Source organism: Nitrospira sp. CR1.1, from assembly GCA_014055465.1.
GTDB lineage: Bacteria > Nitrospirota > Nitrospiria > Nitrospirales > Nitrospiraceae > Nitrospira_A.
Genome location: WIAF01000001.1, coordinates 222,433 through 235,900 on the forward strand (window position 1 = coordinate 222,433; position 13,468 = coordinate 235,900).

Here is a 13,468-nt window from a genome sequence, read left to right on the forward strand (position 1 = left end):
GGAAGGCAAGCTCCTTGCTACAGAGTGACGGTACATCCGCACATTTGACCATCAGGCAAGGGGGACATTGACATGACTACGTATATCCACGTGAAGGCCGCCATGATGACCGTCTTGCTGCTCGGCACGATGGCCGCGGCCGTCCAGGCCGAACAATGGAACGGACCGCACACTCCGACGGGAGCCATTTGGCGACCGGGCAGCGTGGCGTTAGGATTCGAACCAACGGCGGGCGGAAGCAAGAAGCCGCTACTCGAGATACAGCGCCCCCTCTCCGGCGATGAAGACATTCTCCTCAGCCTCCGTTCAACCTTTAGAGACGCGACAGCCACGGTTCTCCAGGCCGACACGAAACGAGTCTATATCGGCGGCGCGGCCACCAGAACTTCCCTGGTGCCGGATGGCGTCTTCGACCTAGCTGTCGGGCGCGGGATCGCCGTCGGGGTCAACAGCGTGACCGAACGGCTGCCGACCGATTATCGATTGGTGGTGGGAGGGAAGGTGCTTGCCGAGGAAGTCCGCATCAAGCTCATCAAGGATTGGGCGGACTCTGTCTTTCAACCGGACTACCGACTCGCCGCCCTTCCTGAAGTGGCAACCTATATCCGCGACCATCATCACTTGCCGGAGATGCCGAGCGCCGAAGACGTGGCGGAAACCGGCATCAACCTTGGTGACATGCAGGCGAAACTTCTCCGAAAAATCGAAGAACTGACGCTGCATGCGATCGAGCAACACCGTACCATCGCGACACTGCAAGCACAGCTTCACCGCTTGGAGCAGGACCGGTCGTCCCACCAGATGCAAGGACAGGTACGCGCGATCGATTCGCACTGATTCAGAGAGAGGACGTATCCATGACGCGACTCACCACAGTAGCAAGTGCGATACTACTGGCGGCGCTGGCCCATCCAGCGGCGGCCACCACCGGAGTGACGTTGAACCAGGTGATCAAGGAGGGCGCCGTTCGCTACTACGACCACCCGCAGGAGTTGACGCTCTCAGAAGGGTTTTGGGCGCAGGCCGGGTCTGACGTAACCGCCACGATCCATACCCAGCAGGGCTACTATGTGGACAAGAGCCCGCTGGACGCGAAGGACAAGCAATACACCTCCAACGACGGTCGCACCTTCGTGGTCGCCGGCTGTGTGCCGAAACATTTACCCATCAAGGGACCGGTGGGATCGGTGTGGGTGGCCTGCAACGACCTCGATTACCTCAAGGACAAGGTTGTGGAAAGCCGCTTCATCTCCTGTCTCGATCTCTTCCCCAACGGCGTGGTTTCCGGCGTCTCGATCAAGGAAATTAACAATCGGACATGGGAATCGTTCCGGTTCTCCTGCCGCGACATGGCGCCGGACGGGAACATGGTTGGAACCGCTCAGAAATCGGATTTTCTCTTCAACTATGACCGGGAGGGCACACTGTACGAAACCACGGCGGCCAGCCGATACCTCACCTTCGGAATCTTCGAAGTCGGCAACCGCCTCACCAGTACGAAGAGCCTGTTACAACTCGCCCTGGAACTCACCGATGCCGCGGCGATTCAGGCTGCCGGAATCAACGGTCGGCAAGTCGACGGCTTCACGCTCAGCGATAAAGTCCCGGATGCGTTTGGATTGGGCGGCATGATCAGAGTCGATTATTGGACATGTCCCCCGGGCATGGTCATCACCGGTATGGCCATCGGGCACAACCCGGATAATACAGGCAACGACACGCGGCCGGTCTACATTCTGGCCGAGTGCCGGAAATTGCTGTACACCCCGTAACAGATTTCTCCCATGCGATGAGATGGTTGCCGCTGCGACCTCGACGAAGTCCCGCAACACTCCCCCGCTCGCCCTCCAATGATGCCTTAGGTGACGGTGAGAGCCGGGGGCGAGCCAGCCGGCCGAAAGCCCGTCGTAGCAGTACATCGGCGATGGCAGCAGAGGTGCTCTTGAATAAGGCGGGCTAGAGACTATGCGCGAGGTGCCACTGCGCCTGCCTGGTGAAATCCGGGGGTCGCCCTATCGCAACCTCCTCTTTTGTCCTCCGGACAGAAAACTCCATTATCGCCACCTCAACCCGCCTTGACGGCGCGGCCGCCGGCTTCGCAACCCTTCGCATATTCGTCGGCCACGGCGTGGGAACCATGACCAGCCCTCCGGCAGGATGTCCCTGCCTAATGGGACTGCGCTCACCCATGACGAGTCGGCGTTGTGACGCCCTCCTCTCGAACCATCGGGCGAAATGACTGGTCTACCTCGTGAGCAGGGCCCTGAGGTCTTTGCTCGATGCGCGGCGGGACTGCGGCCGGCCCCTGTTGAATCTTCGGTGTCGGCGGCGCGCAAGCGGCAACGGAGAAGAATAGCCCTGCCACGACACTCAACACGACACTGGCGGTGATTGGCATCATCCGTCCTCCTCGTCGATCCCAGGATTCTGCTCCGCTTCACGCTTGTTCCCCCGCAAGCGGATGCTCCGAACCTCTTCGCTACCTCATGACATACGCGCAACAGACATGCCAGCACCCACGCATTGCGGAAGGAGCGAATCAGACAGAATTGTTCCATCACCGGCCAATGGCGAAGCAGAACTGCGGATATTTTCCGCAGTTCGAAGACTTTGACCTGGCGCGAATGTCCACAGCCGGAGTAGCGGCAATACCGGAACACCGGCTTATTCCTGCGTTTTTGGCGACGGTGGGGAGAACGACCAGGGCATCGGGCTTGCTCCTCTCCGTTTCCAGGAGAGTGCGTCGAATCCTGGCGTCCTGCTTCACTCCAACAGAGCAAAAGAAGGAGGATCCTATGAGGGCAACAGAATATTTCGTTCGAGGCTGTGATCCGAACACGCTGATCGTAAGACAAATCATGGAGGATGCCGTCGTCACGACTCATCCGGCATCGAGCGCCATGGTTGTTGCGGAGCTTTTAAGCGAGCATGCCTTTGGAAGCTTGCCGGTGGTTGAGGGAGATGGGACCTTGCGCGGGCTCGTCACGGAGTTTGATTTGCTGAAAGCCGTCGAGCAGGGAAGAGATCTCCGAACGGTTCCCGTGTCGGACATTATGACCAGAGAGGTGGTCACCACCACTGAAGACACACCGCTCATGAATCTGATTCACCTGCTGCAAGAGCGGCACCTCATCCGCGTTCCGGTCGTGAAGGCGCAAAAACTGGTCGGGATGGTCGCACGGCGTGATGTTGTCTTTGCTTACGTGAAAGCCCGGGCGATCTACTGGCCGTAGCAGCGCCCTGCGACAGAGGCCTCCGAGCGGCATGATGCTCCACGCGCAGAAATCTTACTGAACTACGCCCGGCGCAGCGCGGTGCGACCGTTCCTCCTGCGGGTGGCAACGGGTGAACATTCCCGCCGTCAAGAGCATGGTCAGGACGGCACCGGCAAAGGCCGCGGCCATGTCCTTCTGCGCATCCCACTCGTCGCCCTGGGTCCCAAGATACATACTGCCCAATTCCGGACTGACGATCATCGCCACGATCGCTTCAATCACTTCAAAGAACCCGCTCTGCGCGAGAATGCTGCTGACCGGCATTGCATAAGCCCAAGCCCCCTGCAATCCCGCCAGACGCACCAACAATTCCCGCATGGGATAGACCAGCAGGAGACCATAGGCAAAGTGGACGATTCTATCGAACGGGTTCCGGCTCAATCCCCCCATGTCCTTGAGCCAAAAACCGAACGGCACCTCTGAATAGGTGTAGTGTGCGCCGATGGCGTGGAGCACCATGAATGCGGCAATGAGTGAGTAGGAGGTGAGAGAAAACGAGAACCGGCGGTAGGTCAGAACCAGGACCGCCACCAGTCCGACGGCCAGGAGATTTTCCAGAAACCAATCATGGCGATTGACCGGGTTGATGGCCAGCCAGATCCAGATTGCGCCATAACCACACAACAGCCCCGCCGTGATCCGGCGATGAGCCGCCTGCGCATTGCCCCGTTGCGGAATGGTTGCTCCCAGCATGTCCTGCAGGCTACTCTGAAAACGCCGCCTCGGACTCCAGCGCGGTCTCCGCCCCTCGAAGCGCGCGCACGACCAACAGCACCGTCATAGACAGGAGGGCGCCATAGAGCGCGGCGGCCATATCCTTTTGCGCATCCCAGATATCACCCTGCGAACCTAAATACGTCACGCCCAGTTCAGGATGCACTGCGCGAGCCACCCAGGATTCAATAATTTCCCAGAGTCCGCTCAGACCGAGCACCGTCATGACGGGCAAATAATACACCACCCATCCCCGAATCGTTGCACTCAAACGGAACAACTCCTCCATCGGATAGGCGAGCAAGAACCCGAAACTGAAATGCACGATGCGATCAAAATGATTGCGCCCGAGATGCAACACCTTGTCCATCCACAACCCGACCGGCACCTCGGCATACGTATAGTGCACACCGATCGTATGCAAGGTGAGGAAGGCCGTGATGAGCGCATAGGAGGTATGCGAGAGGGGAAGAAACCGGTGCGTCACCACCAGGAGGACGACGAAGAGGGCCGGAAGAATGCTCGCCAGCAACCAGAATTGGGGATCGACCGGAGCCTGCGCCATCCAGACCGACACCGCCAGATACCAGAGGAGCAGCCCGCTCGAGACCAGTTTGTTGCGGCTCACCTGCATGACTCCTTGTAAGAGGGTACTGGAGAGATTGCTTCCGATCAGACGGACGAAGGGATTGAATTACTCTACTGGATGATCCCCCTTCCTGCAACCGCCAGCCTCGGAGCGCGATGTCTCCACTGCGGCTCCCCGCCACACATTGAGGGAACCGCATCGCGCACATCAGACCTCACAACAGATCAGTTCAGCCGGAAACCTCTACACAAACGGTCTTGTTGAAATGGCGGAGAAGGGCATGGGTGAAGCGATCGCCAGGATGTTGCGGTATGAACAGGCCGAGCAGGCAATCCAATCGGTGAAGACCGGAGTTCCGCAGCAGAGCAGGCTACGGACGGCAAAAGCGGTGGATTAGGTGGAAGGCCGGGCCTGAGGTTCCTCGTCTTCAATGACGGCCCCGCATTCGAGACATCGGTAGCGAGGAGGGTCCTCGTCGTGCTCGGAACGGATACGATCGATGAGTCGCCTGTGGAGGCAGGCGAGTGTCGGTGCCGTGGTCGGATCAAGTTGAGGACTACGCATAGAGACCTCCCCGGATCGCGGCGGACTATGTCACAACCCAAGCGAATGCGCCCCAACCCTACCAGATTTATCAAGACTTCACACGACGAATTTCCCGCATCTGCAGGCCAGACATTTACTGACACAATCCGTGGGATCATTGCGTTCGGCGCCTCTATATCTAGCAGGATGCGGAAAAAGTCCACCAGCGGCGTTCTCGCATCGTTCAGCGGCTCAACGTACGACAAGAGTACGATTCGCCGCTTCACTCGCTGCGGCCTTGCTGGATGGCCTTTCTGCGCATCCTGCCGACTATACTGATACCAACACGCCACGTGAGCTGATCGCGGCGTAGCGTGCAAAAAATGAGGTTTTCCGCAGCCTGCTAGAGACTGTGCATTGCCTGTGGTTTGGCCTGCTGGCTGCTGATCCCGCCCTGAACAAATGTTGTTACGGCGCCGCTCATGGGATTGGCCGCGCCGTCTCAGCGGAATAGGCGCAGGCGAACATATCGAACAGAAGAGCGCTCACCGCTGCCACCTCTCTCACGACGTCACCGTCTCCTCAGACACAACCGGCCAACGACGTCTTTCTCTCATCGTCAGGACGCAGAACGGCGCTGTGATTCGCTCAGAGCCGCCGTGATTGCCGCCTTGGCGCGTAGACGCTCGCTTTCTGCCACCGTTCGCTCCAAGGCCTTCGATGACCTCGGCTTACGCGGCATATCGGCAGCGCGCTGCGATTCTTCCATGGCCGCCGTAATCGCCGCCTTTTTATGGCGGAGCTTCGCCGCCTCAACGGTCCGAACCAACGCGGCAGAAATCTTCGGCGAGCTCTCCCCTGCGCCTTTCCGTTGAGAGAACTCCATCGCTGCCGTCACATCGTCTTTCTTCTGTCGCTGTTTCGCCGCCAAGGCCTTGCGGGCCAACGGGCTAGCGGTCGCGTTGCGTTTCGCGTTCCCGGCGGACGTCGATGCATCTTGTCTTGTTTTCATCACGTCGTTCCTCCTCTTCATGAGTCCTGTTCGTCCTGCGGTCCGTCACCAACAGGATCAACATGCGCCAACATGGACTACGGGATGGTGTCCCATTATACCAGGGCATTCGGCGAAGGATGAACGCTGACAGATCAGACGTCCGGGGACATGGGGAGTTGTAGGCCAATCAACGGCATTGTGTTCCCGACCTCGCCGCGGCATACTGGGTCTAGCCGTGATTCTTTTCTCAGGACACCACGCGATGCGAACACGAGGCTTTGTTTTTGGATTGATCCTGACGCTCCTCCTGTCGACAGCGGCAAGCCCGGCTCCGGCTGACCCGGGCGGCACAGGCCCCGCAACGAAGGGTGATGCCGCGCGAGGACAAGGACTCTTTAACGGCAAAGGCATTTGTCATTATTGTCACGGCATCGATGGAGTGATCGACAAGAAACCGTCTCTCGCACCCGACACCCGGGCGGTGATTGCGAAGCACGCCGCTTCGGCGCCGGATCTCCGCAATCGTGCGTCGCAGAAGCTGAAAGACAACAAGGCTCGGTTTCGCGCGATTCGAGAAGGCCATCCGGGGAGCGGCATGTTCCCCGATTCGACCCTGAACGATCAGGACATCTCCGACATCGTTGCCTATCTTGCAGCCCTCAGGCAGAGCGCCACGGCTCCCGGCAAGAGCCCGTACTGACCATTCTCTCCGTCGCGTCACCCGCACCGCTCGCGCTGGTCAGCTCCAGCTTCAACAGGCTTGCGGTATCGCTCTTCATCATTCAATCGTCACCGTGCCGATCCCTTCTCGAAACAAAACAGCTGTCCCGAATGTCGCGCACTTGGCCTGCATCGTCCGCGCAAGAACGGTCTGCTCCCGTTCATTGGCCCGCCTGACTCGACAATGCTCGATCCGGACCGGGAGGAGAAGGATCTGCCGGATACGGGTCCGCTCGACCTCCAGGAGAAACAGGAAGGACAGATCGTTGCGCTCAGCGCTGTCCACCATGTAGTCATCAACGAAGTCGCCGGTCGAATAGAGAATGGCTTTGCCTTGATACCATTCGATTCCTTGCGGGGTGTGATTGGAATGTCCCCAGTAGAGGTCCGCGCCCATCTCGATCAATTCATGCGCCAGCGCCCGCATCGCGCGTGACGGCGCCCCCCAATTGGGTCCCACATGCGCGCTGACCAGCACCAGGTCCGCCTGCCTTCGCGCCAAGGAAAGCGCCCGCGCCATGCGAGCCCGGTAGTTGGGCAGTACGCCGCGATCATTGTAGGCGACATAATTGATGCCGGGCTTATTGTGCGTCGCTTCCCACTCCGGCTCATTGTCCGTCAACGCCACAAGGGCCATGGACCGTTCCCCAAGACTGAACACCGCCGGAGCAAGCGCCTCTTCCAAACTCGCCCCGGCCCCTGCGCGGGTGAGACCGGCTTCATCGAGCCGCCTCAGGCAATCCAGAAACGCCTCCTGACCATAATCAAGCACATGGTTGTTGGCCAGCATGACCCCGTCAATCCCGGCTGCTCGCAAGACGTCCACCGCCCGAGGCCTGGCGCGAAAATGAAAGGCTTTTGTCGCCGGGTGCCACGGCGCACCCCGATCACTGATCACACATTCCAAATTGATCAGGCGGCAGTCAGCACGCCGCATTACAGGGAGCATGTCGCCCCACAGGGCCTCGGGACGCACCGTGCGGTTCTCAATCACTAAGTCATTCACCAGGCGTCCGAGCATGACATCGCCGGTTAGTGCAACTTGCATCGTTCCTCTAGCTCGATCGCTCGCATCCCCACGGTCGCGGAGGCCGTCGCCGGATCGGCCCTTGGCCTCACATGCTGCGGAAAAACTCAATTGTTGCGCAATACGCTACACTCACTCCTGTACCGTACTGGTTTAGCAGTCATCCGCAGGATGCGCAGAAAGGCCGCAGCAAGCGAAGAGGCGAATCGTATTTCACACCGTACGGTGAGCCTCTGAGTACCACCAGAACGCCGGCCGCGGACTTTTTCCGCATCCTGCTACCGCGCGAACCGCCCCATCAATTGAGCTTCAGCCAGCACATGCCCCTTCATCGCCTCCACAACCTGAGCCTTTGTCGCTTTTGGTTTGAGCGGCAATTCACGATCCAGCGCATACAGCGTGAAATAATAGCGGTGAGGTGTTCCGGGTGGCGGACAGGGTCCGCCATAGCCAACCCGATGGAAGTCGTTCAGGCCCTGATGCGCATCATTCGGCAACCTCTCCTGCAAGGGCAGTCCCTCGGCCAGCCCGCGCACATCGATAGGAATGTTGAAGAGGACCCAATGCACCCAGATGCCGCCTGGCGCGTCGGGATCGTCCGCGATGAGGACAAAGCTGCGGGTACCCGCTGGCGGATGGTCCCAGCGCAACGGCGGCGAACGATCCTCGCCCTCGCAGGTGTGCTGTTTCGGAATCGACTCCCCTTCCCTGAACGTTCCCGCGGTCAGTTCAAACGGCGGCATGGTCGCTCCTCCATTTCACCGTTCTTCTCAGCAGGAGATGGCGACGTAGCGGATTATGCCCAGGTCCGTTCCGCATCGAATGCCTGCTCTCCCCACAAGGCACTCAACGGCAGATCCAGGAGCGCATGGGCCCCGGAACTCAGGCCCGGTAATGCCCGAGCAGCCGCCACCATGAGGCGCGCCGTCATTATCGCCTCGTCAAACCGCGCTTCGAACAACAGCCGCTGATGCCCCTTGCTCCCCGGCCCGCTCCGTCGCTCCAGCACGACGCCACGGCCTTCCTGCTCCAACGCAGCAACACGGTCGACCGGAAAGACCAACGTCTCGTCGTGGAGAAAGAGCGGATCGGCCCGAATGGCCGCGGCCACGTGCGCCATGTCCACGCCCGGCTCCACTTGGACATAGACATACCGCTGCCTCGTTCCGTCAGCGGCGACCTGCTCCGTACAGAGCGCTTCCGTCACACCCGTCACCTGACGCGCCATCGCCGTATGATGCAGGCTGGCCGCGACACGATGCCTGGTCTCCAGTTCCCCTTCCGGCACCAACAAACCAAATAGGGAACGGACGAGAGACAACGCCCCCGGATCCCACCCGGCGCCGACAATGGCCGGTACATCAAATCGAACGGCGAGCCGATGAATCGCCTCGCGGTGAGCCTGAACCGCCTCTCCGTGCAGGATGGACGATTCGACGATAGGGACTCCATGCTGCAGGCAGTCATGCGCGGCCTCGAACACCTGCGCGGTCGGCACGCAAAGGAGCGCGCCATCCATTCCTGGCGCCTGCGCAGTGTGAGAAATTACCGGCGCCTTGCTGTAGGCCCCAGGCAACGGCTGCGCGACATGGTCGATCTGTCGCACGATCGCCGCTAAGCTCAGATCCTTCGCGTCGAGCACGGCGTCCGCACAGGCCCTGCCCACCCGCCCGAATCCCACCACACCAAGCAGCAGACCTTCCTCACCATGCCGCTTTGTCCGTGCGACCACGCGCGATTCCTCCGACTCGACTTCACGCAAGCGATCCCACTGATGGAGCAATCGCAATGCCTGCCCGTCATGCCCGGGTTGCGAGGAACCCGTCCGGCAGTTTCCCGAATAAACTCACTGATATCGGAAGGAGAGTGACGATTAGGATGCGCGACAGCTCGAGGCGGGCCCACTGCCTGGCGATTCTTGCCTGTGCCCTTTCGCAGCATCACTACCAACAGGCTTGTAGCGGATTTCCGCAGCCCGCACGGAGTAGGACAGGACCAGCCATTGCTTACACGACACAAGGGCAGCTGGCAGCGGGACGACTCAGCGAATGACGCCGCTCCTGTTGCCCCTATTCGCACCAGCAGATCCGCGTCAGTGGGGCATCCGCCTCAAGGTCTCTAGCAGGATGCGGAAAAAGTCCACCAGCGGCGTTCTCGCATCGTTCAGCGGCTCAACGTACGACAAGAGTACGATTCGCCGCTTCACTCGCTGCGGCCTTGCTGGATGGCCTTTTTGCGCATCCTGCGTACTATCCTGATACCAACACACCTGAGCTGATCGCGGCGTAGCGTGCAAAAATGAGTTTTCCCGCAGCCTGCTAGTGCCCCACGGGTGGAACTGTCCCATCGATGAGCGGGCTTGCACCACGATAGCGCAGGCTAGCGCTGTCCGAAGGTATGCGACTTGCTGTTGACAGGAGTGACTGGAGCCGAGGTGAGCGTGGTATCCGGGGCCTCTCACCAGAGCGCTGAGGAGGGATCCGACGCGATGAGCGAAGCGTGGCTGCTATTCCCGCAGGCGAGGTAGAGGGTGCGACGCACACTGCATTGGCTCCGGATCATCACGGCTTATGTCCTGCTGCCGGCCGGACTGCTCTTTCCGGGCGCAGCATCTCCGGCCACCGGACAGGAGTCTCCCACGGCTGTCGTGCGCGCCACGCTCGATGCCGTGTTTCATATTGTCGACGATCCACTATTGAAACCGGCGACACAAGCGAAACAACGGCGTCGCCTGCTTGAACAGGTGATCGCGGAGCGGTTCGATTACGAAGAGATGTCCAAACGGACTCTGGCCGCCCGGTGGAAGGCGCTCAACGATCAAGACCGGCAGGAATTCGTGCAACTCTTCAAGGCATTTCTCTCGGATCAATATGCGGCACGGATCGAAGGGTATGCCGGCGAGCGGGTCGTCTATCTCTCCGAGCGAACGGCCAACGGGTATGCGGAAGTCCGCACCAGGCTGGTGTCCGACAAACTCGACTTCCCGATGGACTACCGTCTTACCAACAAGGCCGGCGCCTGGTATGCCTATGACGTCATCGTCGATGGGGTCAGTCTCGTCATGAACTACCGCAGTCAGTTCACAAAAATCATGGCGGAGTCGTCGTTTCAGGACCTGCTGCGCCGCCTGCGGGAGCGCCCCACGAAAGATACGGCCAAGAACTGAGCAGCCGCCTCCTCTCATCCCTTCAGGCACAGAGAATCCACATGACCATTCCCCCCAGCGGCAGCAGCTGCCCTGGCCGGCGGGTTCCGCGGCCTGAGTCAACTCAGCCGATGAAGATGCCGGGACACATCGTGATACCGGGCCGGCGTCACCACGTAACAGTAGTCGAACAGCCGATCCGCCGCCTCCTGCGAAATGCCCGCCTCTCGCGCCTGGAGCATCTCCATGAACCGGTTCATAGTCTGGTACACCGCTTCGCCCTCGCCGTTGCGCAAGTGCGTGCGCACAGTCGACAGCTGCACGACATAGGGTGTAAAGCGGTCTCCCTCTCCCTCCTCCTTCGCCTGCTCAACCAGTACCGCCTGCATCATCGCATCGAGCCAATCATGCTCTCCAGCACCGGCGACACGAACAACGCCGGGCATGATGGTGACGATCGTCAGCAACACGAACGATGCCGCCATCCACTTCATACCTTCAATGATTCGCATGATCTCCCCCTCGCGTCGGCCCCAAAGTCAACAACCTCCTTCAGCTTTCTCCGGCTTGCTCCGAGGACCCGGATTCATCGCGAGCAACCCCCATCGCATCACCGGCGCTCGCCGATCGGGAGCCTGGGTGTTGCCTGCCATCCAAGGAATGCAGCATAGGCTGTGCCAGGATCGGCATCGCAGAGGGAGAGACGAGGTGACTTACAGACATGAAGAACAGACGAGGAAACAAGGGGTTTGCAACCGGAGAGAAAAACCGGGCGCCCGCTCGCGGATATGCCGCTGCCCTATTCCGCTACAGAGCAGGATTTCTTCTCTCGCCTGGCCCTGCGCCTTGAGGGATGAACCGCTTGACCACTGCTGAACCGACGTTATCTTGAAAGTGAGCGGAGGCTTCGGTGAGAGGAACAGCGGCGGATACCGAGGTCGAGCGCAGGGGTGGTGAGCAGGCCCGCAGGTGCGAAGTGGGAAGCCTGAAGCTCCTCCAAGACCTCCAGAGTTGACGGACGCTCTCTGAACCAACCTCCGCTCTGCTGTTTTGTTCCCGCCCTATTTCCCCGGGCGGTACTAGCCGCAGAAGTGTTTTCATAACCGATTACCCGGAGCCACGGCCGAGGGAGCCACGATGAGCCCCTCGCGGAGCAACACGCGCATCGCGTCATGCGCCGCGCGCACTTTCGACTCCGCCAGGATATGAACCTGATCGCGGGTTCGTCCCACTCTCGCCAGCCCCTGTTCCTGCGCCTTGGTGGCGGTGGCCACCGCCACCCGTATCGGCACCTGCCACTCCTCCATCGTCGGCAGAATACTTTCCTCATGGATGCCGCGCTCCCTGGCGCAGAGCGCCAGTTCATGGGCAGCCGCAATCGCCATCTCATCGGTAATGGCCTGTGCCCGCACATCGAGCACGCCGCGAAAGATGCCGGGGAACACGAGCGAGTTATTCACCTGGTTGGGAAAATCGCTCCGCCCCGTCGCGACGATACGCGCCCCTGCTTCTTTCGCCTCCCAGGGCCAGATCTCGGGGACCGGATTGGCGCAGGCGAACACAACCGCATCCCGCGCCATGCCCTGCACCCATTCCGGCTTGATAATGCCGCCCGCCGAAAAGGCCACGCCGACATCCGCTCCCCGCAAGGCCTCCGCGATCCCGCCGCGCAGGCCATCGGGATTGGTCTGCTCACAGACCTTCCATTGTTCACTGAAGGCCGGATCCAGCTCGTACTCGCGGCGGAAAGTCCCAAGAATCCCTCCCGCATCACAGGCCACGATACGGGCGGGATCGGCCCCAGAGGCGGTCAGGAATCGATAGGTCGGAACATTGGCCGCCCCCATGCCGATCATAGCGATCCGCACCCGGGCCATCTCTTTCCCGACAACCGTCAGCGCATTGATCATGGCAGCCAGCAGAACCGTTCCTGTTCCCTGCTGGTCATCGTGCCAGACGGGAATTGTGCTGGTGGCTTGCAGCTCGCGCAGAATCCGGAAACACTTGGGCATCGCAATATCTTCCAGGTTAATGGCGCCGAACGACGGACTGAGCAAACGGACGGTCCGGATCAATTCTTCGGGATCTTTCGTGTCGAGACAGATCGGGACGGCATCGACCCCGCCCAGATATTTGAACAACATCGCCTTGCCTTCCATGACCGGCAATCCGGCTCCCGGGCCGATGTCGCCCAGCCCCAGGACACGCGTCCCATCAGACACCACAGCGATCATGTTCCCCTTGTTCGTATACTCATAGATCAGATCCGGGTCGGCCTGAATGGCCTTGCACGGCGCCGCCACCCCGGGCGTGTACCAGACGGAAAAATCCTCCAGGCTTCGGATGGCGCACTTGGGCATCGTCTGCATCTTCCCCTTGTAGTAGGCGTGCAGGCGCAACGCCTCTTCCGCCGGTTTCGACGCCTTCGCCAACAGTTCGGCTCGCTCTGTCATCGTCTTCCTCCTCCAGCCTCATCCCT

Annotated in this window: 15 protein-coding genes; 6 read left to right on the top strand and 9 right to left on the bottom strand. The window is 60.3% G+C overall.

The genetic code is table 11. The annotated features are described in order from the left end of the window. Positions 1–72: 72 nt before the first annotated feature. A complete protein-coding gene (locus GDA65_01030) occupies positions 73–837 on the top strand; it encodes a hypothetical protein (protein MBA5861282.1) in 765 nt (254 codons plus the stop codon). Positions 838–857: 20 nt separating this feature from the next. Continuing rightward, on the top strand, positions 858–1,772 hold the full coding sequence (locus GDA65_01035; protein MBA5861283.1) for a hypothetical protein: 915 nt from the start codon (positions 858–860) through the stop codon (positions 1,770–1,772). 410 nt (positions 1,773–2,182) lie between these two features. Here the strand turns inward: GDA65_01035 and GDA65_01040 are convergent, their stop codons facing one another. Continuing rightward, positions 2,183–2,401: a hypothetical protein gene (locus GDA65_01040; GenBank protein MBA5861284.1), complete on the bottom strand. Its 219-nt coding sequence runs from the start codon at positions 2,399–2,401 to the stop codon at positions 2,183–2,185. 85 nt (positions 2,402–2,486) lie between these two features. Between GDA65_01040 and GDA65_01045 the strand changes: the two genes are divergently transcribed. Beyond that, entirely contained in the window at positions 2,487–3,233 is a 747-nt protein-coding gene (locus GDA65_01045) for a CBS domain-containing protein (protein MBA5861285.1), read from the top strand. A gap of 54 nt (positions 3,234–3,287) precedes the next feature. Here GDA65_01045 and GDA65_01050 read toward each other — a convergent pair whose 3' ends face one another. Both GDA65_01050 and GDA65_01055 read right to left on the bottom strand, forming a co-directional pair. After that, positions 3,288–3,968: a DUF2238 domain-containing protein gene (locus tag GDA65_01050; GenBank protein ID MBA5861286.1), complete on the bottom strand. Its 681-nt coding sequence runs from the start codon at positions 3,966–3,968 to the stop codon at positions 3,288–3,290. A gap of 10 nt (positions 3,969–3,978) precedes the next feature. Beyond that, positions 3,979–4,623 carry a DUF2238 domain-containing protein gene (locus GDA65_01055; protein ID MBA5861287.1) on the bottom strand — a complete coding sequence of 215 codons (645 nt, stop codon included), beginning with the start codon at positions 4,621–4,623 and terminating at the stop codon, positions 3,979–3,981. Positions 4,624–5,169: 546 nt separating this feature from the next. Here GDA65_01055 and GDA65_01060 point away from each other — a divergent pair. Continuing rightward, positions 5,170–5,442, top strand: a complete 273-nt coding sequence (locus GDA65_01060; protein MBA5861288.1) for a hypothetical protein — start codon at positions 5,170–5,172, stop codon at positions 5,440–5,442. A 280-nt stretch (positions 5,443–5,722) separates the two neighbouring features. Here the strand turns inward: GDA65_01060 and GDA65_01065 are convergent, their stop codons facing one another. After that, positions 5,723–6,118 carry a hypothetical protein gene (locus GDA65_01065; GenBank protein ID MBA5861289.1) on the bottom strand — a complete coding sequence of 132 codons (396 nt, stop codon included), beginning with the start codon at positions 6,116–6,118 and terminating at the stop codon, positions 5,723–5,725. 241 nt (positions 6,119–6,359) lie between these two features. Between GDA65_01065 and GDA65_01070 the strand changes: the two genes are divergently transcribed. Next, positions 6,360–6,797, top strand: coding sequence for a c-type cytochrome (locus tag GDA65_01070; GenBank protein MBA5861290.1), 438 nt, complete (start codon positions 6,360–6,362; stop codon positions 6,795–6,797). 78 nt (positions 6,798–6,875) lie between these two features. Here the strand turns inward: GDA65_01070 and GDA65_01075 are convergent, their stop codons facing one another. From GDA65_01075 to GDA65_01085, 3 genes are all read right to left on the bottom strand, one after another. Continuing rightward, positions 6,876–7,865 (bottom strand): CapA family protein, encoded by a 990-nt coding sequence (locus GDA65_01075; protein MBA5861291.1) that lies wholly within the window; start codon positions 7,863–7,865, stop codon positions 6,876–6,878. A 257-nt stretch (positions 7,866–8,122) separates the two neighbouring features. Then, on the bottom strand, positions 8,123–8,587 hold the full coding sequence (locus GDA65_01080) for a YbhB/YbcL family Raf kinase inhibitor-like protein (GenBank protein ID MBA5861292.1): 465 nt from the start codon (positions 8,585–8,587) through the stop codon (positions 8,123–8,125). A gap of 53 nt (positions 8,588–8,640) precedes the next feature. Then, entirely contained in the window at positions 8,641–9,576 is a 936-nt protein-coding gene (locus GDA65_01085; GenBank protein ID MBA5861293.1) for a diaminopimelate dehydrogenase, read from the bottom strand. Positions 9,577–10,386: 810 nt separating this feature from the next. Here GDA65_01085 and GDA65_01090 point away from each other — a divergent pair. Further along, positions 10,387–11,010, top strand: coding sequence for an ABC transporter substrate-binding protein (locus tag GDA65_01090; protein ID MBA5861294.1), 624 nt, complete (start codon positions 10,387–10,389; stop codon positions 11,008–11,010). 98 nt (positions 11,011–11,108) lie between these two features. Here the strand turns inward: GDA65_01090 and GDA65_01095 are convergent, their stop codons facing one another. Both GDA65_01095 and GDA65_01100 read right to left on the bottom strand, forming a co-directional pair. Next, a complete protein-coding gene (locus GDA65_01095; protein ID MBA5861295.1) occupies positions 11,109–11,501 on the bottom strand; it encodes a hypothetical protein in 393 nt (130 codons plus the stop codon). Between the two features lie 585 nt (positions 11,502–12,086). Then, positions 12,087–13,442, bottom strand: a complete 1,356-nt coding sequence (locus tag GDA65_01100) for a malate dehydrogenase (protein ID MBA5861296.1) — start codon at positions 13,440–13,442, stop codon at positions 12,087–12,089. Positions 13,443–13,468 lie beyond the last annotated feature (26 nt).